Consider the following 23,844-nt stretch of genomic DNA (forward strand, 5'->3'; position numbering starts at 1 on the left):
ATCTAAAACCTAAAACTAAAATGGTATGAATTTTATAATCAGATTATTATTAACCGCCCTAGCCGTGGTTATTTTAGCAAAATTTCTTCCTGGAGTCCAACTTGCAGACGGATTTACATCGGCCATTATTTTGGCAGTTATTTTGGCCCTGTTGAATGCCATAATAAAACCAATTTTGGTTATTTTGACCTTGCCAATAACCATTGTTACTTTAGGTTTGTTCCTTTTGGTCATTAATGCGTTAATCATTCTTTTGGCAGATGAGGTTTTAAGTGGTTTTTCGGTCAATGGTTTTTGGACGGCATTGCTATTTAGCTTGCTTTTATCGTTTTTAGAGTCCGTGCTACATTCGGTGTTAAAAAAGGACTAAAATTGACCTCAAAATCAACTGTTTAAAAACTTTGTTGAAATATAAAAAATATGTAAATTTGCAACCGCATTTTTGACGAGTGGATGGTATGTTTTTAGGTCTGTTTTGGAAATATTTTTAAACCAAATTTAGAAACAATCGATCACCTTTTTAGACTTGTTAACCGATAAAATAAAATGCCATAAGGCTCTATTAATTATAATATGAATATTACAAGAGAAGATATTGACGCATTAAATGCCGTTGTAAAAGTAGATATCGTTAAGGAAGACTATAACGACAAAGTAGAAAAAATACTTACAGATTACCGAAAATCAGCTAATATTCCAGGATTCAGAAAAGGACATGTGCCAATGACGTTGGTAAAGAAGCAATACGGAAAGGCGGTTTTGGTTGATGAGGTCAACAAGCTTTTGCAGGATGCACTCAATAAATACATGACTGAAGAAAAATTGGATGTTTTGGGAAGTCCGTTGCCAAAATCCCAAGATAATTTGGATTGGGATGCTGATTCTTTTTCTTTTGAATTTGAATTAGGTTTGGCGCCAAAATTTGATGTTGATCTTAAAGGTAAAAATGCCATTACCCAATACACTATTGTTGCCGATGATAAAATGATCGATGATCAGGTTGAGCACATCCAAAAACAATATGGTAAATTGATTTCTGAAGATACCGTTTCAGAAAATTCTGAGATTACAGGGGTTTTTGTGAATGAAGAAAAGGAAATCAACAATAAAGCGACTTTTACTTTAGATAAAATAAAGAGTAAAACGGCAGTGAAAGCATTAGTTGGTAAAAAAGTAGGTGACGTTGTGACCTTAAAAACTAAAGGTTTGTTCAATGACGACCACGATTTGATGAGTTTCTTAAAAGTTTCTCATGATGATGCGCACGGATTGGATGTTGAAGTTACGTTGACTATTGATGAAGTAAATACCAGAGAATTGGCCGATTTGGACCAAGAGTTGTTTGATAAATTATTTGGTAAAGGTGTCGTGACTTCTGTTACCGAATTGAAAACAAAAATCAAGGAAGATTCCGAAAAGCAATTTGCACAACAAGGCGATCAAAAATTCTTGAATGATGTGACCGAGTATTTGGTTGAAAACACGAAATTTGACCTTCCGGCAACGTTTTTGCAAAAATGGATCCAAACTGCTGGTGAAGAGCCATTGGATGCTGACCAAGCTAAGGAAGAATACGAAAAGTCAGAAAAAAGTATGCGCTACCAATTGATTGAAGGTAAATTAATTGAAAAATTCGATCTGCAAGTAACTTTTGATGATCTTAAAAGTTTTGTGATAGAAATGGTAAAAGTTCAAATGGCACAATTTGGACAAATGGATCCTCAAGAAAAAGAATTGGAAGATATTGCCGCGCGTATTTTATCTAACAGAGACGAAGTAAAACGTTTGTCAGAGCAGTTGATGAGCCAAAAGTTATTGGAGCTTTACAAAAAAGAAGCCAAATTTAAAGCTAAGGAAATTACTTATGATGATTTTGTAAAAGAGTTTTACAACTAATTATTATAATTAAAATGGTTATATTTATAGCGTAAAACTGTTAGGTTTTACGCTTTTTTTTGACTGTATGGCAGTCATCGATTTACCCCAGTAATTCTGGGGGTTTTATGAATTTAATAACAAGAAATAGTTATGGATTACGGAAAAGAATTTGAAAAATTTGCTATCAAAGATCAAGGAATCAGTAGCACTTATTATAATCAAATCATGAACAGTATGTATCCTGTCGGTTTGACGCCTAATATTATTGAAGAACGCCAAATGAATGCAGTAGCGATGGACGTGTTTTCGAGACTTATGATGGATCGAATCATTTTTATGGGTACAGGCATCAATGATCAAGTGGCAAATATTATTCAGGCCCAGTTGTTGTTTTTGGAAAGTACAGATGCTTCTAAGGATATTCAAATTTATATCAACTCTCCTGGTGGTAGTGTGTATGCCGGTCTTGGTATTTATGATACCATGCAACTTATTAAACCAGATGTTGCTACTATTTGCACAGGCATGGCAGCGTCAATGGGTGCTGTATTATTATGTGCTGGCGCAAAAGGGAAACGTAGTGGGTTGACTCACTCTCGTGTGATGATCCACCAACCTTTGGGAGGTGCACAAGGTCAGGCGAGTGATATTGAAATTACAGCACGAGAAATCATCACCCTTAAAGAAGAACTTTACAAAATCATTAGCAAGCACACCGGTCAGGATTACGACAAAGTGTACAATGATAGCGATCGGGATTACTGGATGAAAGCCGATAAAGCCAAAGAATATGGTATGATTGATGAGGTGTTAGCTGGTGCTAAAAGTTAGTAATTTTCAAACGATCAATTGAATAAGAATTTGAAAATTTAGAAATATAAAAGTTATGGCAAAGGAAGTATTAGAATGTTCGTTTTGTGGTAGGAAAAAGCCAGAAACCAATTTACTGATTGCAGGATTGGATGCGCATATTTGCGATCGCTGCATTGAGCAAGCCCATGGTATTGTTTTAGAAGAGTTAAAACAAAGTGGCAATGCCGAGTTGTCCGCCGAATTGATGCTCAAAAAACCTATGGAAATCAAGCATTTTTTGGATGAATATATCATTGGTCAAAATTATACCAAGCGTGTGATGTCTGTTGCGGTTTATAATCATTATAAACGTTTGTTGCAGCCCGCAAGCAAAGACGATATCGAAATTCAAAAAAGTAATATCGTTATGGTTGGACAAACCGGAACGGGAAAAACGCTTATGGCAAAAACCATTGCAAAAATGCTTAACGTGCCTTTAGCCATTGTTGATGCTACGGTTTTGACCGAAGCGGGCTATGTAGGTGAAGACGTTGAAAGTATTTTGACACGGTTGTTGCAAGCCGCAGACTATAATCTTGAAAAGGCAGAAAGAGGGATTGTTTTTATTGATGAAATTGATAAAATAGCACGTAAAAGTGATAATCCTTCTATTACCAGAGATGTTTCGGGCGAAGGAGTCCAACAAGGTTTATTAAAACTGCTAGAAGGCACCGTCGTTAATGTTCCACCAAAAGGAGGACGTAAGCACCCGGATCAAAAGTTTATTGAAGTGAATACTGAGCATATTTTGTTCATTGCTGGTGGAGCATTTGATGGGATTGATCGCATCATTTCAAAACGTCTTAATATGGCGGCCATTGGTTATAAAGCTGCATCGCAAGAAGATGTTGTCGATAAGGATAATTTGCTACAATACATCATTCCAAAAGATTTGAAGGACTATGGATTAATTCCTGAAATCATTGGGCGTTTACCAGTATTGAGTTATATGGATCCTTTGGATGCCGAAACGTTAAGAGCTATTTTGACAGAGCCTAAAAATGCCATTATCAAACAGTATAAAAAGCTATTTGAAATGGATGATATTAAGTTTTCGATTACCGATGACGCCTTAGATTTTATTGTTGACCGAGCTATTGAATATAAGTTGGGCGCAAGAGGTTTAAGATCACTTTGTGAAGAGATTCTAACCGATGCCATGTTTGAAATGCCAAGCAGTAAAGTGAAAAAACTTCATGTGACCAAGGAATATGCCGAAGATAAATTAAGCAAAACCACCATAAAAAGATTAAAGGCGGTATCTTGAGACGGAGCAACTTGATATAAAAAAACAAAACCACTCTCTTCAGAGTGGTTTTTATTTCTTTTTGGATTTAAAAACTAATATTGCAAAAAACAATGTTTTAAATATATTTACAAAGGAGGGGATATTTTATGCTTCGTGCGGCATTATAAGATGAACATTTTGAGGCGTTTTATTGCGCTCAATACTGTAAATATAGATGCTTATTTGATACATAAAAACTTGAAGTCCTGTTTTTAGACCAACCCGTCTTTATTTTCGTTATAAAAATAAATTTTGCCAATTTAAACGCTAAACAGCGTTATACATTTAATTCCAACAAAGCATCTAAATATTGCCTTGTATTGGATAATCGAGGGACTTTATGTTGTCCGCCCAACTTGTTTTCTTGCTTCAGCCAATCATAAAATAACTGTGGTCTTGCTAAATTTATTTTTGGATTATTAAGCGTAATGTTATTATAGCGTTTTGCTTCATAATCGGAATTTAAAGATTTTAAAGTAGTGTCTAATAGGTCATTAAAATGATCCATGTCTTGAGGTGGTGTTTTGAACTCAATGAGCCATTCGTGTGCACCTTTTTCTTTACCTTCCATAAAAATAGGAGCCACTGTATAATCTACTATTTGTGCATTTGTTTTTTTGCACACCTTCTTTAATGCGTCTTCTGTGTTTTCGATAATTAATTCTTCGCCAAACACATTAATATGGTGCTTGGTGCGGCCACTTACCTTTATACGATAGGGCGATAATGAGGTGAACCGTACGGTGTCTCCAATTTTATAACGCCAAAGACCAGCATTGGTAGTAATGACCACGGCGTAGTTTTTGTGTTTTTCAACCTCTCCAAGTGGAATGATCTTTTGTTCTGGAGTGCCATAAGTGTCCATTGGAATGAATTCATAAAAAATCCCATAATCTAACATGAGCAATAGCTCACTCGAATTATTTTGATCTTGAATGGCAAAAAAACCTTCCGAAGCATTATAGATTTCATAATATCTGAAATCTTTATTCGGTAAGATTGTTTTGTATTGATCAACATAAGGCAAGAAACTTACACCACCATGAAAATAGACTTCCAGATTGGGCCAAACTTCAAAAATATTCGTCTTTTTTGTCGTTTCCAAAACGTTGTTCAAAAGCACTAACATCCATGAAGGGACGCCAGCCAGACTCGTTACATTTTCATTAATGGTTTCATTGACAATGGCTTGCATTTTATATTCCCAATCGCTCATTAACGACACTTTATTGCTGGGTGTGCTACTAAATTCGGCCCAGAAAGGCATATTGTCAATTAAAATCGCCGATAAATCACCAAAAACAGTTCCGTTCTCTCTATAAAGTTCTTTGCTTCCGCCAAGTCTGAGGCTTTTTCCTGTAAACAATTGCGCATTTTCGTTATTGTTTAGGTACATACATAATAAATCCTTGCTCGCGGCATAATGGCAATCTTCAAGAGATTCGGCGCTCACCGGAATAAATTTGCTCTTGGCATTGGTGGTTCCGCTCGATTTTGCGAACCATCTAATAGGTGTTGGCCAGAAAATATTGTTTTCTCCTTTACGCGCTCTTTCAATATCAGCTTGATTTTCTTCGTAAGTCGAAATGGGAAGTCGTTCTGTAAAAATTTTATAATCGGTAATGCTGGAAAAATCATATTTCTTACCAATTTCTGTATCTTTTGCTGAGGTAAGTAAATCTTGAAGTAACTCATTCTGTACTTCGTTAGGGTATTTTAAAAATAAATCAATTTGATGGAATCGCTTTTTTAAGAACCATGAGGCAATTGAATTAACTAATGGAATTGGCATATTTGTAGTATCTTTAAAAACTAAAAGTAACACTTTTTTTAAATTAATTCTTCTAAATAATTTTTTAAATAAATGACCTATCAAGGAGTTTTAACCAAAATGGAAACGGAGTTTTCAACGCCTATCCAATATTATCTTGTTTTTGAGAATGACTTCATTAATTTGAATCAACTGTTGGATAAAACGATTGCCATTCAATTTGTAGGATACCAATGCCTTAACTGCAAACTCAACAAACAAATTTATAGACAGGGTTTTTGCAAAAGCTGCTTTTTTGATATTCCTCAAGCCGCCGATTGGATTATGCATCCCGAATTGAGTACCGCACATTTAGGCAAGGAAGATCGTGATTTGGAATACGAAAAACGAGTGCAATTGCAGCCGCATATTGTGTACTTGGCAAATTCGAGTAATATAAAAGTAGGAGTGACCCGAAAAAGTCAAGTGCCTACGCGATGGATAGACCAAGGTGCACATGAAGCCATTGAAATTGTTGAAGTGCCCAATAGGTATTTGGCGGGTATTACTGAGGTGGCCCTTAAAGATCATGTGGCCGATAAAACCAATTGGCGCACGATGCTAAAAAATGAAATTGTTGATGAAAATTTAGTGGATTGGCGCGACCGTCTAAAACCATATATCCCTGAAGAAGTATTGGATTATTTTATTGCCAATAATGAAGAAACCAATATCGAATTTCCGGTTCTAAAATACCCAGAAAAGCCAATCAGCCTGAATTTAGTTAAAACACCAAATTATCAAGGTGTTTTAAAAGGCATCAAAGGACAGTATCTCATTTTTGAGGATGGAACAGTTTTCAACATAAGATCTAATGAGGGATTTGTCATTGCACTTTCGGTGATGTAATGGTTTTTATTAACAATACTTTACAGGAATTTACTTTTTGAAGCCTTTATGTTTTTGTAACTTAATAGCATGAAAGCAATGTCGCAGGACTGGCGGTCTTTCTTGAAATTAAAGCGCTAAATTATTGATTTACAAATATATTGTGATCAGGATGTTTGGCACGAGAAGCCTGATCTTTGGACTGCAACTGCGGCTGACTTTTTTAGAATCCAATAAAATCTCTAGAAAAAGAAATCATGAAAATTCCAGTACTTTTTTATATAGTTCTTGCCACGATATTACTAGTGCTATTGGTTATTATGTTGGTTATGGATATGCCCTTTAATTGGGTGTTTTTTATGACTTGTGTAGGAGAAGTGTTGGTAATCTTTATGGTATATAAAGTTTTGCGAGATAAGTATGCTACCAAAAAAACCTTTGACGATTTTTACGAAGATCATCCCATAGGTAAAGAAGAGCGTCAGCTTCGAAAATAAAAAAAAATCACGCAATGCGTGATTTTTTTTTATTTTAAAACCTAAGGAAACTACATGTTTTCCAAATCTCTTAAACTTTGTATATAAGACGCTTTTTGCATCTGACGCCTTTTTCTTACCGATGGTTTGGTGAAATATTGATTTTCCCGTAACGTCTGCATAACTTTAACATTTCTGTGTTTACGCTTATAGCGCTTAATAGCGCGCTCAATATTTTCGCCTTCTTTAATTTCAATTCTTAACATAAATAGTGTTTATTGTACAAGTAATGTGTTTAGGTCTATCCTAAATACGTTTTTAATATTCTGCTTTTTGAAGTGTGCTTTAGTCTTCGGATGCCTTTTTCACGAATTTGACGAACTCGTTCTCTGGTCAAATCAAAAGTTTTGCCAATTTCATCCAAGGTCATTGGCGGTTGGTTGCTCAATCCAAAATTTAAGCGGATGACATCGCTTTCTCTTTGCGAAAGGGTGTCGAGTGCGCGATCAATTTCCAAACTCAAGGATTCATTCATTAATACTTGATCTGGCCTTGGAGAATCACCAGAAGAAACAACATCATATAAACTTGAGGTTTCTCCTTCTTTTAAAGGTGCATCCATCGAAACATGTCGTCCAGAGTTTCGCATAGATTCCTTAACATCTTTTACGGTCAAATCCAATTCCTTAGCAATTTCTTCAGGACTTGGTGGACGTTCGTGGGTTTGCTCTAAAAACGAATATGCTTTATTGATTTTATTGATGGAACCAATTTTATTTAAAGGCAATCTGACAATTCGAGATTGTTCGGCTAATGCTTGAAGAATGGCTTGGCGAATCCACCAAACCGCATATGAAATAAATTTAAATCCTCGCGTTTCATCAAAACGTTTGGCTGCTTTAACCAAACCTGCATTACCTTCATTGATTAAATCGGGTAGGGTCAAGCCTTGGTTTTGATATTGTTTTGCAACTGAAACAACAAAACGGAGGTTGGCCGTTGTAAGCTTGTCCAAAGCTTTCTGATCGCCAGCTCTAATTCGTTGTGCTAACTCTACTTCTTCATCTGCAGTAATTAATGGCAGCTTACTAATATCTTGTAAATACTTATCTAAAGATTTAGATTCTCTATTAGTAACCTGCTTCGTAATTTTTAATTGCCTCATCTATTCTTTCCGGTTTTATATAAGTTAACCTACATAATAACTTTTTAAATGACAAAAGCAAATACTCTCACATTACTTTAACATAAAACGCTGATTTTCTTGAAATTCATCGTGGTTTTGAATAAAATCCTCCAATTTCTATTTTTTTTGACCTTGTTTTTTGGCTTTAATTAATCGTGTCGGTTTTCTTTTTATTCTTGTTGAAAATATCTTTCAGCGTATTTTTAATAGCCTCACCGCTATTTTTTGTGCTGTCTTTCTTGATAGGTGTCTTTGGCGTAGTGACGATGGTAGAATCTGAAGTTGTAGTTTCTGGAGTTTCCGTTTTATCCTTTGATCCACCCAGAACGCCACCTAATAAATCTTTGATCTTATCAGTGCCTTTACCAATCAATTTCTGTTTTTCAATTTCAACAAGTTGTTTGGTCAAATTACTAATGCCACTTGTTAAATCTGTTGAAACTTTTGGGTCTGTAAAGGATCCCGAAATATTAGCCGTTATCGGAATAGCTATTTTGTTGACTTCATTGTCATTAATCTTTCCGATAAGACGATTGACTTCGCCGCCTAAATAGGCTGCAGGTATATCAAAAACCGCGTTATAAGACATGGTTTGGTCAAAGCCGTGCGCTCCTGAAACCACAATACCAATATCTTTATATTTTAAGTTGAAAGGTTTGACATTGACTTTTCCGTTGGCAAATTCCAAATTGGCTTTTAAATCGTGCAAATCCAATTTTCCAAAATCGATAAAATTAAAAGCATCATCGAGTTTTGATAATAACGGACTGGCTTTTTCATCAATTTTGGTGGTCAGCAATTCGGCTGCTGCCGATCCTGAAATTGTATTCATGTTCGGTGAGAAATCTTTGTCGAGCGTTCCTGATAGTTGGATGTTGCTGTTCAATTTTCCTTGAAGTACTTTGGCGATCGGTGCTAAATTTTGCAATAAATCCAAGTCCTTAAAAGATTTTGAAATGTCAAAACTATTGACATCCAAAGACATGCTAAAGGATGGGGTGTCAGATTTTGTATTGACATTTCCTGAAACAGCCAAAATACCATCAAATAGACTTGAACTTAAATTATTAATAGTGGCTTGCTGATCTTTTATGGTCAAAACTCCTTTTACGTTTTTTAAATTGAGATTGTCGTAAATAACGTTGTTGGCATTGGCGGTAATTGTGCATTCCAAAAATCCAGGGATTTTTAAACTTTCAGTGGTTGTGCTTGTTTGTGTATCTGAGACTGTTGTTTCATCTTCGTCGCTCATAAAATCATTAAGTGCCAAGGTATTGGAGTTGAGTTTAAAATCGCCTTTGAGATTGACCTTTTTACTCATCATAAAACCAATCAAATTATGGATGGTTCCGGTTGCCGAGAGATCGCTTTTTCCTGTTTTAGCATCAAAACTATTTAAAGAAACCGTTGAAGGATTGAACGTCATATCTGCTTTTGCAATATGCAACGGCTGGTTCAAGGCATCTGATGTGAATGTCAAATTGTTGATACTGGCGTTTCCTGAAGCTTTGATTCTGTCGTAAGCATTGGTTTCAATGGCGTTCATGTCAAAAGCAGTATGCAGTTTTGCTTTTAAAATGCCGCTCAATTCATTGTCAAGTTCCAACGGATAAGCTTTGGTAATATTGGCCAAGTTCAAAGTGCCGTCCAAATCGGCCATAACGGTCATGTTTCCTGTAAGATTTTTAATCAACGCAGAAGATTTAAAAACGTCGCTATCAATTTTAAAATTGAGTGTGTTAATGGCAACGTAAGTGTCATCCATATTTCCGGTTTTGTTTATAATTTCGGTATCAATGACAATGTTTTCAACACGTTTAGGTAAATCAGGATATTTAAAAGATGCATTGTCTGATTTTATGCTGATGTCCAAAGTCGGAATCGTGGTTTCGGTCATTTCACCTTTAACGATGCCATTAATTTTGAAATCGCCTGTGGTATCTACATTTTCCAAACTTTTGGAGTAAGTTTCTGGAATTAATGCTAAAAAATCTTTAAACGAAGACCCTGTGTTTTTAAATGAAATGTCAATATTTTGTCCATCGTCCAATAATTGTACAAAGCCATCAAACTCAATTGGCAATTGATTGATCTGTGCTTTGTTTTCCTTGAAAAAATATTTTTGAGCATTGAGATCCATGCCAATCAAGGCGTCCAACTTCACTGGATTATTTTTCAGGTAATTGGTGCTATCCATGGTAAAGCTCACGTTGGCTTCCGATTTTGTATCCAATTCAGAAATGTCGCCCGAAAAAGTGCCTTTGCCAGAATGGTTTAATTCGGTTAGATAAAACTGCATGTTGGAGCCCATGTCAATATAGGTCAACGCGCTATTTTTTATGCTATAGTCTTTAATGTCAAAAGAAAATGCAGAGTCGGATGTTGTTTCTTCTTGTGCAGTGTCACTTTCTTTGGTAATATCATAATTGACATTGCCAGCAGCATCGGTTTTTAAAGTTAAAAGTGCTTCGTTGACGTTAATTGAATTGATGACAATTGCTTCGTCTGCCGATTTGAAAAGTTCTTTTACAGACATCGTAAAATTGATATCTTTTGCGGTAAGAAATGTTTCGTCCTTAAAAGGTTCAAAATTGGTGATGACCAAATCGCTGACCGACACATGAGCTTGCGGAAAACTCTTGAACAAGCTTAAGCTTACATCACTAAATTCGACATTCGCATTGAGGTTTTGATTGATGAAGTTTTTCACCATATCTTTTATTTGCGATTGAAAAATAAAGGGCGATACAACTAAGAGAATAATGATAACTAATAAGCTGATTCCGGTAATTTTTAGAAACTTTTTCATTGAAAATTCAGTTTTTATTTTCACTCAGTGAAAAACAATTGTTAAGTAGGTATATATACGCAAAGTTTAGTGCAAAAGTTGGATAAATGTTAAAATTTAATAAAACTTTAGCAGTTTTTTAAGCCGATTTCTAAGTTATGTTTTTTAAAGAACACTTTAAATTATTATGGCTTGGACTTGATATTTAATAGAAAATCCAAAGGAAGCATTGTTGAAATCCGTTTTTGTCCAAAATCACCACTAAAAAACAGTTGTTCGGCTGGCGAATGGATCCCATAATTATCGATAAAAAACACGCTATGCTCAGTATCCATTGGGATTAATGCAGATTGTAAATCTTTATTATATAATACAACTAATTTATTGTGTTTTATTTCAAATTTCTGCCATCCATTATCATTTTTTGAAACCTCCAGATATTTGTAGGGCGGTACAGGAAAATGGAGTTCTGATCCATTGGAACTGTCATTTACAAAAATTTCAAAGTTGTTTTCTGTAAGTTGCTCTTTTGATAAGGCGCGCATAAATTGTAATACCGAACCTTCATAGGCTATTTCTCTTGCTTTTTGATGTTTGTTTTTAGTCTTCTTGTTTAATTCAGAAAATGAACTGGTTCCACTGTAAAACACACTTTCCACCAGTTGCCAGCCGTTAAGACTTGGTTTGAATTGAATTTCAAAATCAACAATCGTATAGGCAACTTTATAGCCCAAATGATCATTTTTTATTTGAATTGGCACGTCTGAACTTGCTAAAAGTAGATTTTTTGAGGGTAGGTAAATGAGCTTTAAAGCCTCTTCATTTAAAATCCTACAGTCTTTGGCAGCAAGATCTCTACCCAAAAACTCACGTTTAAAATATCTCATTTTTTTCTCCCTGCTCCAATCGTCATTTTCAATATAAACGGCATCTAAAGATTCGGCCTTTTCTGTGAGAGAGATTGTAGGTGTGTTCTGAAGTTTTTCTTGCGAAAAATATTGAGTTTCATAACCCAAATAACTCACTACAATAGTTGCTTGTGTTGTAACTTTTGATGGCAGGCTGAATTCGCCTTTGGCATTGGTCACCGCGCCAATAGTAGTGCCATCGTAATAAATGGTTACACTTTCTAAAGGTGCATTAGTGAGTGCATCAACAATTTTCCCGATTATGGATTGGGAATATCCAAAAGCCGTAATAAGAAAGCAAATCAATAAAAGAAGGCGCGTTTTTGGTGTCAATTTTAATTATTGCTTTGTTGGAATGTTCAGATATGTCTAAGTTGTCTTAGTTTCAAAAGTATAAATGATTTTGTAGAATGTCATCAAACGTTCGTCATTTATTTTTTTGAATAACATTTCTGTCAAAAATAAATTTCTATAATAGCAGCATGGATTTTTTTCAATCAAAATAGTGTTTAAAGTGGTTTTGTTTTCTTTATTTTGGCGATAATTATGGATCAAAATCACAACGTTTATATCGCGCTTGGCAGTAATAAAGGCGACCGAATGAAACATCTGCAAGATGCGGTTGACCTTGTGTTTGAGCATGTCGGAAAAATAAATAGTATATCTAGAGTATACAACACGCCTGCTTTAGGTTTTGGAACTGACGCCTTGGTTGACGATTTTTATAATGCCTGTATTTTTGTTGAAACGCGATTTTCTGCTGAAAATGTCATGCAAACATTATTGGAGATTGAAACTGAGCTTGGGCGTACACGACATTCAAGTGAGGTTTATGAGTCTAGGACTATTGATTTGGATGTTGTTTTTTATGATGATCTTGTGCTTGATTCAAAATTAATTACCACGCCACATCCGCAAATGCATAAGCGCAAGTTTGTGTTGCAGCCCTTACTTGATATTGCGCCAAAAACTGTCCATCCCAAATTTGGCAAAACCGTAGCAGAGCTTTTGGAGCTTTGTGAAGATGACAGTGCCATTGAGTTGGTTAATATTTGGTTAAAAAGTCCGATGAAGCAGTTTGATTTTGGTGGTTATGATTATATCGCAATCGAAGGTAATATTGGTGCCGGAAAAACCAGTTTGGCGCATCAGATTTCACATGATTTTAATGGAAAATTAATATTAGAACGGTTTGCCGATAATCCATTTTTGCCCAAGTTTTATGACGAACCACAGCGTTATGCTTTTACCTTGGAAATGTCCTTTTTGGCCGACAGGTATCAGCAAATCAGTGATGATTTATCGCAGTTGGATTTGTTCAAGGATTTTATGGTGAGCGATTATGATATATTTAAATCGTTGATTTTCTCTAAAATAACTTTGCCCGAAGACGAATTCCGTCTTTATAGAAAATTGTTTTATTTAATGTATAAAGATATTGCCAAACCCGATTTATACATCTATTTATATCAAAATACAGAGCGTTTGCAAGAAAACATCAAAAAGCGTGGCCGTGATTATGAACAGAATATTGCTAACGATTATCTTGAAAAAATTAATTCAGGATATTTGGAATTTCTAAAAAATCAAACAGAACTCAACGTGAAAATCATCGATATTTCCAATCGTGATTTTGTAGAAAACAGGGCAGACTATATATGGATTTTAAGGCAAATATGTAATAAGACATAATGTTTAGAGGGTTAAAGCTCAAAGTTATGTTGAAGCTTTACAGAGGTTAAAGATGAAAAATTAGAATTCGAAACCTATGGTTAAGCATCTTTGTATGAACTTTTTTAATTCTGTTTCTGTATTTTACAGAAAACATCCCAAACCACAATGCCACAGCTCACAGAAATGTTTAAGGAGTGTTTGGTGCCAAATTGGGGAATTTCTAAAACTAAATCACTTGCACTGACTACGTTTTGAGATACGCCTTTCACCTCATTGCCAAACACCAAAGCATATTTTTGCTTGGGTTTTGGATTAAATTCATTGAGCATAATTGCGTTTTCAGTTTGTTCAATAGATGCAACGACAATATGTTCTGATTGCAATTGCGCAATCACATCGATGGTATTTTCAGCATATTCCCAAGCAACGGTTTCGGTACTTCCCAAAGCGGTCTTATGAATGTCTTTATGTGGAGGTGTAGCCGTAATGCCACACAGGTAAATTTTTTCAATCAAAAAAGCATCGCTAGTCCTAAATACAGATCCGATATTGTTTAAACTTCTAATATTGTCCAATACAATAATTAAAGGTGTTTTTTTTATCGTTTTAAATTCATCAACACTCAATCGGTCGAGTTCGCTGTTTTTTAATTTTCTCATCGAGCATATTTATTATCATTCCCACGAAGGTGGAAATCTCATTGTTTTATTTCAACACACTAATGTGCAAATCTGTGCGAGAATTAATTTTACGGAGGATTTTTTGATTTCTCCAAAATCTATCGGAATTCAATTTCGGCTTCAATTTTATAAATAAAACACAGATAACGCTGATTTAGCCGGTTTTACTCATTTTTATAGCATATCTAAATTTGTTCAATTTCTTGCGTTATCAGGATCACAGGTTGATACTGATTGTTTTTGAGTAATTATTTTTGCGTCTTCGCGTCTCTGCGAGCCATTTTCAAATTTCAATCAATTTCGACTTCAGCTTCAATTTCGACTTCAATTTCATCTTGGCATATGCCATACCATCGAGTTTCACAAAACAGGATTATATTGTAAATAACTTCTGCACCTGCCATTTCTCAAAACCTCAAATAATAAGTAACTTAGCCGTCCTGATATTTAGGGCAAAAATACTACTTAAAAATATAAACATTGGCTAAAAAAGAAAAGAAGGAAACTCCGTTAATGAAACAATACAATGCTATAAAAGCAAAGTATCCTGATGCCTTGTTGCTTTTTAGGGTGGGCGATTTTTATGAAACTTTTGGTGAGGATGCTGTAAAAGCCGCAAAAATATTAGATATTATATTAACAAAGCGAGGTGCCGGAAGTGAATCGGAAACTGAACTTGCCGGATTTCCTCATCATTCCTTAAATACCTATTTACCAAAATTGGTCAAAGCCGGTTGCCGCGTCGCTATTTGTGATCAGTTGGAAGATCCTAAGCAAACAAAGACCATTGTAAAACGTGGTGTAACGGAACTGGTAACTCCAGGAGTGGCGTTGAATGACGATATTTTGAGTTCTAAGTCCAATAATTTTTTGGCGGCCGTCTGTTTTGGTAAAAATTTGATTGGTGTTTCTTTTTTAGATGTTTCTACAGGAGAATTTCTCATTTCCCAAGGCAATTCAGAATATGTGGATAAACTGCTCCAAAATTTTGCACCAAGTGAAGTTCTAATATCCAAACCCAAACGGAACGAATTTAAGAATGTCTTTGGAGCCAATTTCCATACATTTTATATGGAAGACTGGGTGTTTCATGATGATTATGCCAACGAGACTTTGCTGAAGCATTTTCAGACCAAATCTTTAAAAGGTTTTGGTGTTGATGATCTCTATGAAGGTGTTATCGCTGCTGGTGCCATTTTACATTATTTGAGCGAAACCCAGCACCATAGATTGCAACATATCACTTCATTGCAGCGGATCAACAAAGATCAGCATGTTTGGATGGATCGGTTTACGATAAGAAATTTGGAGCTTTACCAGTCCAATAACCAAAATGCCGTGACGTTGATTGATGTTATTGATCGGACGATTTCTCCCATGGGCGGACGGTTGTTAAAGCGTTGGTTGGCATTGCCATTGGTTGATATGGAAAAAATAAATCAGCGTCATGAGGTGGTTCAATATTTTTTGGACGATTCTGTAGTTCTGAAAAAAATCCAAAATCATATTAAGCATATTGGTGATATTGAACGGCTCATTTCAAAAGTTGCAACGGTTAAAATAAGTCCAAGAGAAGTGGTGCAATTAAAAAATGCTTTAGAAGCGATTGTACCTATAAAAGCGCTCACTCAAAACACCGACAATAAAGCCATACAGTATATTGGTGATAGTTTGGAACCTTGTGAAGAGTTGCGCCAACGCATCAAAACCACTTTAAATGAAGAAGCACCCGTAAATATTTTAAGAGGGAATACCATTGCTTCCGATTTTTCTTCGGAATTGAAAGAATTGAGAGCTTTATCAACCTCTGGGAAGGATTATTTGGATGCGATGTTGGAGCGCGAAAGCAAACGTACAGGTATTTCATCGCTCAAAATCGCCTCCAATAACGTATTCGGGTATTATATTGAAGTACGCCATTCGCACAGAGATAAAGTGCCAGCCGATTGGATCCGGAAGCAAACCTTAGTCAATGCCGAGCGTTATATCACTGAAGAACTAAAGGAATACGAAACCAAAATTCTGGGTGCCGAAGAGCGCATTTTGGATATTGAGCAACAATTGTTTTCAGAATTGGTGCAATGGATTGGACAATTTATCCAGCCTGTTCAGAAAAACTCAGCATTAATCGCGCAATTGGATTGTTTGTGCGGTTTTGCCCAATTGGCTTTTGACAATAAGTACACACGTCCGGAAATCAATGAAAGTTTTGCATTGGACATCAAAAACGGAAGACATCCAGTTATTGAAAAACAATTGCCACATGGCGAACCTTATATAGCCAATGATGTTTATTTAGATCGGGAGCAACAACAAATCATCATGATTACCGGACCAAATATGTCGGGTAAATCGGCTATTTTACGTCAAACGGCTTTAATCGTGTTGTTGGCACAAATGGGAAGTTTTGTCCCTGCCGAACATGCTAAAGTTGGGTTGACCGACAAGATTTTTACAAGAGTAGGAGCAAGTGATAATATATCGATGGGTGAATCGACGTTTATGGTGGAAATGAATGAAACCGCATCTATTTTGAATAATATTTCTGAAAGAAGCTTGGTTTTGTTGGATGAAATTGGTCGTGGTACCAGTACTTACGATGGTATTTCGATTGCGTGGGCTATTAGCGAATATCTTCATGAGCATCCAAGTAAGGCCAAAACACTATTTGCAACCCATTATCACGAGCTGAATGAAATGACCGAAACCTTTCCACGTATTAAAAACTTCAACGTTTCAGTAAAAGAGTTAAAGGATAGTGTTCTTTTTTTAAGGAAATTGGTGGAAGGCGGAAGTCAGCATAGTTTTGGAATTCATGTCGCTAAAATGGCCGGAATGCCACAACAGGTCATTCATCGTGCCAATAAAATTTTGAAGCAATTGGAGAAATCCCACAGCAGTGAAGAATTGACCAATAAAGTGCGAACGCTTGAAAATGACATGCAGTTAAGCTTTTTTAATCTGGATGATCCTTTGTTAGAGCAAATTAAGGAAGAAATCGTTAACATCGATATTGATGTTTTGACGCCTGTGGAAGCACTTATGAAATTGAATGAAATTAAGCGCATGTTGTTGAAAAAGAAACGCGCATAAAAAAAACATATTTTTTTAGCTAAAAGGCTTTGCCATTCTACAAAATGTATTAAATTTGCCCTCGCAATGCCGATAGGTGTTGAACAAGTTCTTAAAAAGAATTGTAATAATGCGAAAATAGCTCAGTTGGTAGAGCGCCACCTTGCCAAGGTGGAGGTCGCGGGTTCGAATCCCGTTTTTCGCTCAATACCAAAAGCAAGAGTATGGATTTCGCAGCTGCGAAACATTGTTTAAACAATGGATACTTTGTGAGTCTGCTCAAGTGGTGGAATCGGTAGACACGCCGGACTTAAAATCCTGTGTCCATTAGGACGTGCGGGTTCAAGTCCCGCCTTGAGTACATAGCCTTGATAATCAAATGATTGTCAAGGTTTTTTTGTTTAGTAGATTGTACGATTTTTGTACGGCCGTATGTTTCTGCTCTTAACTAAATTTTGATATTTACGCCATGTTATGCTATAAAAAAACCCAACGCAATGTTGGGTTTTTTCGTTTTCGTCAAATACCTTGTTGTCTTGCCAAACAAGTTTTCTTTTGGATTATTCTATAACCTTACCAGCTTTTTCTTTAGCTTCTTTAGCTTTTTTTGCGGCATCATCAGCAATATCTTTTGCTTTCTTGGCGCCGTCTTCAGCTATTTGACCTGCTTTTTCTTTAACTTCATTTGCTTTTTCGCCAACTGCTTTGGCCGCATTGTCAATTTTATTCCCTGCTTCTTTTGCCTCAGCCTCAGCTTTGTCAATGGCATCTTCTGCTTTCTCTTTTACCGTTTTGGCTTCATCAGAGATGGCATCTTTAGCGTTGTCAATAGCGTCACCAGCTTTATCTAAGGCGTCATCGGCCGCATCCATGGCATCATCTGCCGTATTTTCAATAGAATTGCCAAGTTCGTCGGTTTTTGTTTGTGTATCTCTACATGAAGTGAAGGTCAGACCAAAGGCTAATACTAAGGCTGTACTTAATAATAATTTTTTCATTGTGATTGTTTTAGTGTTATTTTAATGTAAGTTGGTGAATCATTTTAAGATCCAGTTTTAACTTATTTACGAATAAACTTCATGATTTGGATGACGGCGTCTTTGTTTTTTTTGATAAATAATGCGTTTAATTGACCCAATTCCTTTCTTTTTTGTGGATTTTCTATCAATTTATCAAGAATTTGATAAAGTTCTTGTTGGTTTTTAATGGAAATAACACCGCCATTATCTATCATTTGAAATGCTTCGGGGAATTTTTTATAGTTTTTTCCAATAATCACTGGAACGCCAAATGCGGCAGGTTCCAAAATGTTATGAAGCCCCGTTGAGCCCATGGCGCCACCCACATAGGCAATGTCGGCATAACTATAAATTTTGCTCAAAATTCCAATGGTATCCACTATAAAAACATCAAATTCCGGTAGGTTTTTATTGTCCTTTTCTGAAAACAAAACTGTTTTTTTGTTAAGTTGCCCGATAAAGTTTTCTATTTGATGGCTTTTTATATTATGCGGCGCGATGATGAATTTGATATTTTTTGATTCTGATCTGTTAATGTAATTTATAAATAAGCTTTCATCCTCTGGCCATGAACTTCCGATTACCACACCTAATTTTCCGTCTTTAAATTGCTCAATAAATGGTAAGGTGTTATCCTGAAGCAATTGGTCGGAAACCCGATCATAACGCGTATCGCCAGCAACAGTAACATTATTTAAGTTGATGGTATGTAATAAATGTTTTGAATTTTCATTTTGAACAAAAATATGTTCAAAAGTGCGTAAAGCGTTCCGCATCATCCGTCCATAAAACCTAAAGTAAGATTGTTCTTTTCTGAAGGTTGCCGAAATCAAAATGGCTCTTAGATTGTTCTTTTTTAATTCGTTGAGATAATTGGGCCAGATATCATATTTCACAAAGATGGTCAACTCTGGATTCACCAGTTGTATAAAACGTTTGGCATTGGCTTTTGTGTCCAGCGGAAGATAAACTACCATATCTGCAACGTCGGTATTTTTCCGAATTTCATAGCCTGATGGAGAAAAGAAGGTCAATACGATTTTATGATCCGGATTTTCCTTCCGAAGTTGTTTGAAAATAGGAAGTCCTTGCTCATATTCTCCCAAAGAAGCACAATGAAACCAAAAGATGTGGTCGTTCGTGTTTATATGCTCTTCTAAAATAGCAAACGTTTTTGAGCGTCCTTCAACGCCCATTTTTATTTTTTTATTGAAAGAAGCTAGGATTTTCAGAAAAAATCCTGTGCTAAATAAGGCTATGTTGTAAAGTAATTTCAAGAAGAATGATTTGTGCTAAAATACATTTCTTTCTATTATGTAGCTTTAAAAATACTATTGAATTTTCAGACTGATGTATCCTGATCAAATGAATTTGCCAATTGAAAAATAAATTAAACCTTTAGGAATGATTGGTATAAGAAATGCAATTTTGTAATTTCGCTACTTCATAAAGCCAAAGAAACTTAGACAAATAATCTAATTTGCGTTTGAATAGCTAACAGCTTTTTATCCATGTTTCATTTAATATTCTGTTTGTGAAGTTTCCGATTTTTTATCTATAATTAATGTTAAATGCTTATATTTATAGTAAATATAAATTTCATATTCACGATTTAATCGAAAATTATATGAAATCAAAACTACTCCTTTTGTTTTTTTTCTTCGGCTTTAGACTGATTATGTTTGGTCAGATTTGTGGCACATCATCGTATAGCAATGAAAGTCAATTACAAAAATTAAAATCTCAAAAATCAAATAACCAATATCTTGCTAGTTCCACAGGTATTTGCGTGAACGTAAATTTCCTTATTGTCAGACAATCCAATGGCTCGGGTGGATTTAATATTTCAAATCTAGACAATATTATAACTAAATTGAACGAATCTTTTAACGAACATAGAATTTACTTTAATAGCATTGGACATGATTTTATAGACAATTCAACATATTACAATATTGATGACACAGGAAACAGTACAACAGAGTTTGATGCTTTAGTGCAAATTAAAAATAACCCTAATGCAATCAATATTTATTTAGTTAATAACGCTGTTAGTTATGCTGGTCGTGCAAATGGGATATTAAGCCAAGCCTTAGTAATTGAAAACTTTTATGCAACTTCTCAAGTAATAGCTCATGAAGTTGGCCACTGTTTTAATTTATATCATACCCACAGAGGTACTTGGCAATGTGAGAGTAATTCATCAACTTGTGCTGAAATAGATGGAGTGAATAATGCTACCTGTGGTGATAAGGTTGTTGATACGCCCGCTGATCCAGGATTACTTGCTTTTGATTCTACATGTAATGTTATTTTGAATTACCTGGTTGATAGTTCTTGTAATTATATTGGAGGGAATGGATTTAATCCAGATACAAATAATATAATGTCCTATGCTCCAGTAAGTTGTTTGGAGCATTTTACCTCAGGGCAAAACAATAGAATGAGGCAGGCTTTTGCCTCTTATTCTGTTTTGCAAAATGTAATTAGTACAAGTTGCTCTATCCCTGAATTCACTGGGCCGGATTTGATATGCAATACCGATACTGTTTTTTCATTACAAAATGGAGGAACATCTGTAACATGGCAAGTTTCTTCCAACTTACAAATACTTTCTTCAAGTAATACAGGTATCACTGTAAAACCAATAAATAATACTATAATTGGTAGTGGTTATATAAAGGCAGTATTGCCTTACGAAACATTGCAAAAGGATGTTTGGATTGGCACACCCCTTATTGATTATGATATTAATGAGAATTTTACGATATGTAGGGATATAAACTCAACTTCTAACAATTTTTTACCTGTTTTCATTCAGGGTATGGATGTCTCTACAACTTGGGAGGTACAAAGAATAACAAATAATCATAACGTTTCCATGCAAGGAAGTGAGGTTTTAGTCAGTTTGAATTATGCTCCTCCTTACAATTATATTGCGTTCAAGGTTAGAGCTAGTAATGCTTGTGGCTTTTCCAATTGGCTGCAATATTATGTTGAAGTTGTTGATAGTTGTGAGTCTGAAAATTATAATAGGTTTATTGTTTATCCCAATCCAGCATCAGATATTATAAATATAAGAGCTAAAATGTCAAAAGAAGAAATTATTGATCCAATATCTTATCAGATTTATGATCTTAATGGAATAGTAATTGAAAATGGAGATTTAAGAAAGCAAAGCATAATTGATGTATCTAACTATAAGAAAGGCAGCTTTATTTTAAAAATAGATAAAGACATTAAGTCTGAAATTCATAAAATAATTATTAAATAAAAAAATCAAGGAAATGAAGAGCTTAATTTTATTATTCGGTATTGTTCTATCTCTTAGCTCATGTAGCAAAGATAATGAAGATAGAATGGACAATAACTCTATTTTAGGGACTTGGAAATTATCAGCAAGTATTGTTAATACATCTTTAGAGAATGATGGTGAATGGAAGCAAATAGAAAATGGCTATAAATATATTTTCAAATCAGATGGCACGTTTTATTCAGATAGATTTAAAGAATGTGTTGAAGGTACTTACCATTTAACAGATTTAAAATTAACTTTGATATATAATTGTCCAAACTTCACATCTAATTTATGGGAGAATCCAAAAGGAACATTTGTAGAAAAATACAGAATCGAGGGTAATGAATTATTCCTATCGCCTGATTATATATTTTGCGAAGGTTGTTTATGGAAATTTAAGAGAATCCAAGAATAAAAACTAAGTGTAAATTAAAAGTATCTTAGCTAGCTATTCAGTTTAAAACTGATTAAAGTTTCAGCATACCTTTTTCATCTTCTATCCTATCATGAACATATAATTAATTATAGAGCTTTTAACGTGGTTAAAAATTATGTCTCTTAATTAGAATTAAGATTAAACCTTTACTATTGATTGGTATAAGAAGCACAATTTTGTAATTTCGCTACCTGATAAAGCCTTGAGGTTTTAAAACTATCAATTCTACATATAGCGATATGAAAAAAATACAAATGGTTGATCTTAAAGGTCAATACGAAAAAATTAAAGATGTTGTTGATGCATCGATTGCTGAAGTTCTAGACACTACGGCTTATATTAATGGGCCTAAAGTACACCAGTTTCAGAAAAATTTAGAGAATTATCTTGATGTCAAGCATGTCATTCCTTGTGCGAATGGAACCGATGCTTTACAGATAGCCATGATGGGACTCGATCTAAAACCTGGGGATGAGGTTATCACAGCCGATTTTACCTTTGCCGCCACGGTTGAGGTTATTGCTTTATTACAGCTTACTCCGGTTTTGGTGGATGTCGATCCTAAAACTTTTAATATTGATATTGAAGCGATAAAAAGGGCCATAACGCCAAAAACCAAAGCTATCGTTCCGGTGCATTTGTTTGGTCAGTGTGCCAACATGGAAGCGATTATGGAAATTGCAAAAGTTCACAACTTATATGTTATTGAAGATAATGCACAAGCTATCGGCGCAACTTACACGTATAGCAATGGTAAAAAAGCAAAAATTGGTACGATTGGACATGTGGCTTCAACGTCATTTTTTCCTTCAAAAAACTTAGGATGCTATGGTGACGGTGGTGCTATTTTCACTAATGATGATGCTTTGGCACACAAGCTTAGGGGAATCGTAAATCATGGTATGTACGAGCGTTACCATCATGATGTGGTGGGGGTAAATTCAAGATTGGATTCTATTCAAGCAGCTATCTTGGATGTAAAATTAACACACTTGGATCAGTATAATGCCGAACGCTTAAAAGCGGCCAATGCTTATGATAAAGCTTTTGAAGGCCATGAAAATATCATTACTCCTTTTAGAGAAGGTACAGAAGATAATCATGTGTTCCACCAATATACTTTAAAAGTAAAAAATGTGGATCGTGATGCATTGGTCAAACACTTAAATGATAATGACATTCCATGCGGTGTATATTATCCAATACCGTTGCACCTTCAAAAAGCGTATAAAGATTCAAGATATAAAGAGGAGGATTTTACAGTGACCAATCAATTGGTAAAAGAAGTCATTTCTTTGCCAATGCACACCGAACTGGATGCTGAGCAAATAGAATTCATTACGTCAACTGTTATTAATTATGTAAATTCAAATTCATAAATGAAAAAAGTATTAGTTACAGGAGGTTTAGGTTTTATTGGTTCGCACACCGTGGTTGAATTGCAGGAAAAAGGTTATGAAGTCGTGATTATCGATGACCTTTCAAATTCATCCATCGATGTTTTAACTGGAATTACCGCGATTACCGGTAAATCCCCAATCTTTGAAAAATTGGATTTAAAGGATAAATCTAAAGTCGAATCCTTTTTTGAAAAACATCAAGATATTGTAGGTGTCATCCATTTTGCAGCTAGTAAAGCCGTGGGTGAAAG

At 35.1% G+C, this 23,844-nt stretch carries 20 protein-coding genes and 2 tRNA genes; 14 read left to right on the forward strand and 8 right to left on the reverse strand.

What is annotated here, in order from left to right; genetic code table 11:
- Positions 1 to 25 precede the first annotated feature (25 nt).
- The 4 genes from VNJ50_RS07195 to clpX all read left to right on the forward strand — a co-directional run bounded on the left by VNJ50_RS07195 (position 26) and on the right by clpX (position 3,997).
- Positions 26 to 370 (forward strand): phage holin family protein, encoded by a 345-nt coding sequence (locus VNJ50_RS07195; RefSeq protein WP_325580418.1) that lies wholly within the window; start codon positions 26 to 28, stop codon positions 368 to 370.
- 203 nt (positions 371 to 573) lie between these two features.
- Positions 574 to 1,896 carry a trigger factor gene (gene tig, locus VNJ50_RS07200; RefSeq protein ID WP_325580420.1) on the forward strand — a complete coding sequence of 441 codons (1,323 nt, stop codon included), beginning with the start codon at positions 574 to 576 and terminating at the stop codon, positions 1,894 to 1,896.
- A gap of 132 nt (positions 1,897 to 2,028) precedes the next feature.
- Entirely contained in the window at positions 2,029 to 2,709 is a 681-nt protein-coding gene (locus VNJ50_RS07205; protein WP_325580422.1) for an ATP-dependent Clp protease proteolytic subunit, read from the forward strand.
- 55 nt (positions 2,710 to 2,764) lie between these two features.
- Complete coding sequence (clpX, locus tag VNJ50_RS07210) at positions 2,765 to 3,997, forward strand: ATP-dependent Clp protease ATP-binding subunit ClpX (RefSeq protein ID WP_325580424.1); 1,233 nt, start codon at positions 2,765 to 2,767, stop codon at positions 3,995 to 3,997.
- A gap of 298 nt (positions 3,998 to 4,295) precedes the next feature.
- On the opposite strand, the gene VNJ50_RS07215 is transcribed toward clpX, so the two are convergent.
- Complete coding sequence (locus VNJ50_RS07215) at positions 4,296 to 5,810, reverse strand: GH3 auxin-responsive promoter family protein (RefSeq protein ID WP_325580456.1); 1,515 nt, start codon at positions 5,808 to 5,810, stop codon at positions 4,296 to 4,298.
- A 72-nt stretch (positions 5,811 to 5,882) separates the two neighbouring features.
- On the opposite strand from VNJ50_RS07215, the gene VNJ50_RS07220 reads away from it, so the two are divergent.
- Both VNJ50_RS07220 and VNJ50_RS07225 read left to right on the forward strand, forming a co-directional pair.
- The gene (locus tag VNJ50_RS07220) at positions 5,883 to 6,677 is read left to right on the forward strand and encodes a DUF2797 domain-containing protein (RefSeq protein ID WP_325580426.1); all 795 of its coding nucleotides are present in this window, start codon (positions 5,883 to 5,885) and stop codon (positions 6,675 to 6,677) included.
- A gap of 236 nt (positions 6,678 to 6,913) precedes the next feature.
- Positions 6,914 to 7,153: a hypothetical protein gene (locus VNJ50_RS07225; RefSeq protein ID WP_325580428.1), complete on the forward strand. Its 240-nt coding sequence runs from the start codon at positions 6,914 to 6,916 to the stop codon at positions 7,151 to 7,153.
- A gap of 50 nt (positions 7,154 to 7,203) precedes the next feature.
- On the opposite strand, the gene rpsU is transcribed toward VNJ50_RS07225, so the two are convergent.
- From rpsU to VNJ50_RS07245, 4 genes are all read right to left on the reverse strand, one after another.
- Positions 7,204 to 7,398: a 30S ribosomal protein S21 gene (rpsU, locus tag VNJ50_RS07230; protein ID WP_325580430.1), complete on the reverse strand. Its 195-nt coding sequence runs from the start codon at positions 7,396 to 7,398 to the stop codon at positions 7,204 to 7,206.
- A gap of 35 nt (positions 7,399 to 7,433) precedes the next feature.
- On the reverse strand, positions 7,434 to 8,297 hold the full coding sequence (locus tag VNJ50_RS07235; RefSeq protein WP_325580432.1) for an RNA polymerase sigma factor RpoD/SigA: 864 nt from the start codon (positions 8,295 to 8,297) through the stop codon (positions 7,434 to 7,436).
- A gap of 166 nt (positions 8,298 to 8,463) precedes the next feature.
- Positions 8,464 to 11,127, reverse strand: coding sequence for an AsmA-like C-terminal region-containing protein (locus tag VNJ50_RS07240; protein ID WP_325580434.1), 2,664 nt, complete (start codon positions 11,125 to 11,127; stop codon positions 8,464 to 8,466).
- Positions 11,128 to 11,291: 164 nt separating this feature from the next.
- Positions 11,292 to 12,320 (reverse strand): carboxypeptidase-like regulatory domain-containing protein, encoded by a 1,029-nt coding sequence (locus VNJ50_RS07245; protein ID WP_325580436.1) that lies wholly within the window; start codon positions 12,318 to 12,320, stop codon positions 11,292 to 11,294.
- Between the two features lie 240 nt (positions 12,321 to 12,560).
- On the opposite strand from VNJ50_RS07245, the gene folK reads away from it, so the two are divergent.
- A complete protein-coding gene (gene folK, locus VNJ50_RS07250) occupies positions 12,561 to 13,706 on the forward strand; it encodes a 2-amino-4-hydroxy-6-hydroxymethyldihydropteridine diphosphokinase (protein WP_325580438.1) in 1,146 nt (381 codons plus the stop codon).
- A gap of 104 nt (positions 13,707 to 13,810) precedes the next feature.
- On the opposite strand, the gene VNJ50_RS07255 is transcribed toward folK, so the two are convergent.
- Positions 13,811 to 14,347: an RNA methyltransferase gene (locus VNJ50_RS07255; protein WP_325580440.1), complete on the reverse strand. Its 537-nt coding sequence runs from the start codon at positions 14,345 to 14,347 to the stop codon at positions 13,811 to 13,813.
- Between the two features lie 501 nt (positions 14,348 to 14,848).
- Here VNJ50_RS07255 and mutS point away from each other — a divergent pair.
- From mutS to VNJ50_RS07270, 3 genes are all read left to right on the forward strand, one after another.
- The gene (mutS, locus tag VNJ50_RS07260; RefSeq protein ID WP_325580442.1) at positions 14,849 to 17,461 is read left to right on the forward strand and encodes a DNA mismatch repair protein MutS; all 2,613 of its coding nucleotides are present in this window, start codon (positions 14,849 to 14,851) and stop codon (positions 17,459 to 17,461) included.
- A 111-nt stretch (positions 17,462 to 17,572) separates the two neighbouring features.
- Positions 17,573 to 17,645: transfer RNA gene (locus tag VNJ50_RS07265), tRNA-Gly, on the forward strand.
- A gap of 72 nt (positions 17,646 to 17,717) precedes the next feature.
- Positions 17,718 to 17,801 (forward strand) — tRNA-Leu (locus VNJ50_RS07270).
- A gap of 199 nt (positions 17,802 to 18,000) precedes the next feature.
- On the opposite strand, the gene VNJ50_RS07275 is transcribed toward VNJ50_RS07270, so the two are convergent.
- Positions 18,001 to 18,438, reverse strand: a complete 438-nt coding sequence (locus tag VNJ50_RS07275) for a hypothetical protein (RefSeq protein WP_325580444.1) — start codon at positions 18,436 to 18,438, stop codon at positions 18,001 to 18,003.
- A gap of 62 nt (positions 18,439 to 18,500) precedes the next feature.
- The gene (locus VNJ50_RS07280) at positions 18,501 to 19,736 is read right to left on the reverse strand and encodes a 3-deoxy-D-manno-octulosonic acid transferase (RefSeq protein WP_414652876.1); all 1,236 of its coding nucleotides are present in this window, start codon (positions 19,734 to 19,736) and stop codon (positions 18,501 to 18,503) included.
- A gap of 350 nt (positions 19,737 to 20,086) precedes the next feature.
- Here VNJ50_RS07280 and VNJ50_RS07285 point away from each other — a divergent pair, with 350 nt between their 5' ends.
- The 4 genes from VNJ50_RS07285 to VNJ50_RS07300 all read left to right on the forward strand — a co-directional run.
- Positions 20,087 to 21,733, forward strand: coding sequence for a T9SS type A sorting domain-containing protein (locus tag VNJ50_RS07285; RefSeq protein WP_325580447.1), 1,647 nt, complete (start codon positions 20,087 to 20,089; stop codon positions 21,731 to 21,733).
- Positions 21,734 to 21,746: 13 nt separating this feature from the next.
- Positions 21,747 to 22,172: a hypothetical protein gene (locus VNJ50_RS07290; protein WP_325580449.1), complete on the forward strand. Its 426-nt coding sequence runs from the start codon at positions 21,747 to 21,749 to the stop codon at positions 22,170 to 22,172.
- A 260-nt stretch (positions 22,173 to 22,432) separates the two neighbouring features.
- A complete protein-coding gene (locus VNJ50_RS07295; RefSeq protein ID WP_325580451.1) occupies positions 22,433 to 23,572 on the forward strand; it encodes a DegT/DnrJ/EryC1/StrS family aminotransferase in 1,140 nt (379 codons plus the stop codon).
- On the forward strand, positions 23,573 to 23,844 hold a 272-nt coding region (locus VNJ50_RS07300), incomplete at its 3' end, for an SDR family NAD(P)-dependent oxidoreductase (RefSeq protein WP_325580452.1).

The sequence above is a fragment of the Gelidibacter sp. genome (genome assembly GCF_035577925.1).
In the GTDB taxonomy this organism is placed as follows: Bacteria; Bacteroidota; Bacteroidia; order Flavobacteriales; family Flavobacteriaceae; genus Gelidibacter.

What these genes read in the sequence shown, in the direction of transcription:
- rpsU (WP_325580430.1), bottom strand. Translation starts at nt 7,398, where the DNA reads ATGTTAAGAATTGAAATTAAAGAAGGCGAAAATATTGAGCGCGCTATT.
- VNJ50_RS07215 (WP_325580456.1), bottom strand. Translation starts at nt 5,810, where the DNA reads ATGCCAATTCCATTAGTTAATTCAATTGCCTCATGGTTCTTAAAAAAG.
- VNJ50_RS07290 (WP_325580449.1), top strand. Translation starts at nt 21,747, where the DNA reads ATGAAGAGCTTAATTTTATTATTCGGTATTGTTCTATCTCTTAGCTCA.
- tig (WP_325580420.1), top strand. Translation starts at nt 574, where the DNA reads ATGAATATTACAAGAGAAGATATTGACGCATTAAATGCCGTTGTAAAA.
- VNJ50_RS07220 (WP_325580426.1), top strand. Translation starts at nt 5,883, where the DNA reads ATGACCTATCAAGGAGTTTTAACCAAAATGGAAACGGAGTTTTCAACG.
- VNJ50_RS07225 (WP_325580428.1), top strand. Translation starts at nt 6,914, where the DNA reads ATGAAAATTCCAGTACTTTTTTATATAGTTCTTGCCACGATATTACTA.
- VNJ50_RS07285 (WP_325580447.1), top strand. Translation starts at nt 20,087, where the DNA reads ATGAAATCAAAACTACTCCTTTTGTTTTTTTTCTTCGGCTTTAGACTG.
- VNJ50_RS07235 (WP_325580432.1), bottom strand. Translation starts at nt 8,297, where the DNA reads ATGAGGCAATTAAAAATTACGAAGCAGGTTACTAATAGAGAATCTAAA.
- VNJ50_RS07255 (WP_325580440.1), bottom strand. Translation starts at nt 14,347, where the DNA reads ATGAGAAAATTAAAAAACAGCGAACTCGACCGATTGAGTGTTGATGAA.
- VNJ50_RS07275 (WP_325580444.1), bottom strand. Translation starts at nt 18,438, where the DNA reads ATGAAAAAATTATTATTAAGTACAGCCTTAGTATTAGCCTTTGGTCTG.
- VNJ50_RS07205 (WP_325580422.1), top strand. Translation starts at nt 2,029, where the DNA reads ATGGATTACGGAAAAGAATTTGAAAAATTTGCTATCAAAGATCAAGGA.
- VNJ50_RS07240 (WP_325580434.1), bottom strand. Translation starts at nt 11,127, where the DNA reads ATGAAAAAGTTTCTAAAAATTACCGGAATCAGCTTATTAGTTATCATT.
- VNJ50_RS07295 (WP_325580451.1), top strand. Translation starts at nt 22,433, where the DNA reads ATGAAAAAAATACAAATGGTTGATCTTAAAGGTCAATACGAAAAAATT.
- VNJ50_RS07195 (WP_325580418.1), top strand. Translation starts at nt 26, where the DNA reads ATGAATTTTATAATCAGATTATTATTAACCGCCCTAGCCGTGGTTATT.
- clpX (WP_325580424.1), top strand. Translation starts at nt 2,765, where the DNA reads ATGGCAAAGGAAGTATTAGAATGTTCGTTTTGTGGTAGGAAAAAGCCA.
- folK (WP_325580438.1), top strand. Translation starts at nt 12,561, where the DNA reads ATGGATCAAAATCACAACGTTTATATCGCGCTTGGCAGTAATAAAGGC.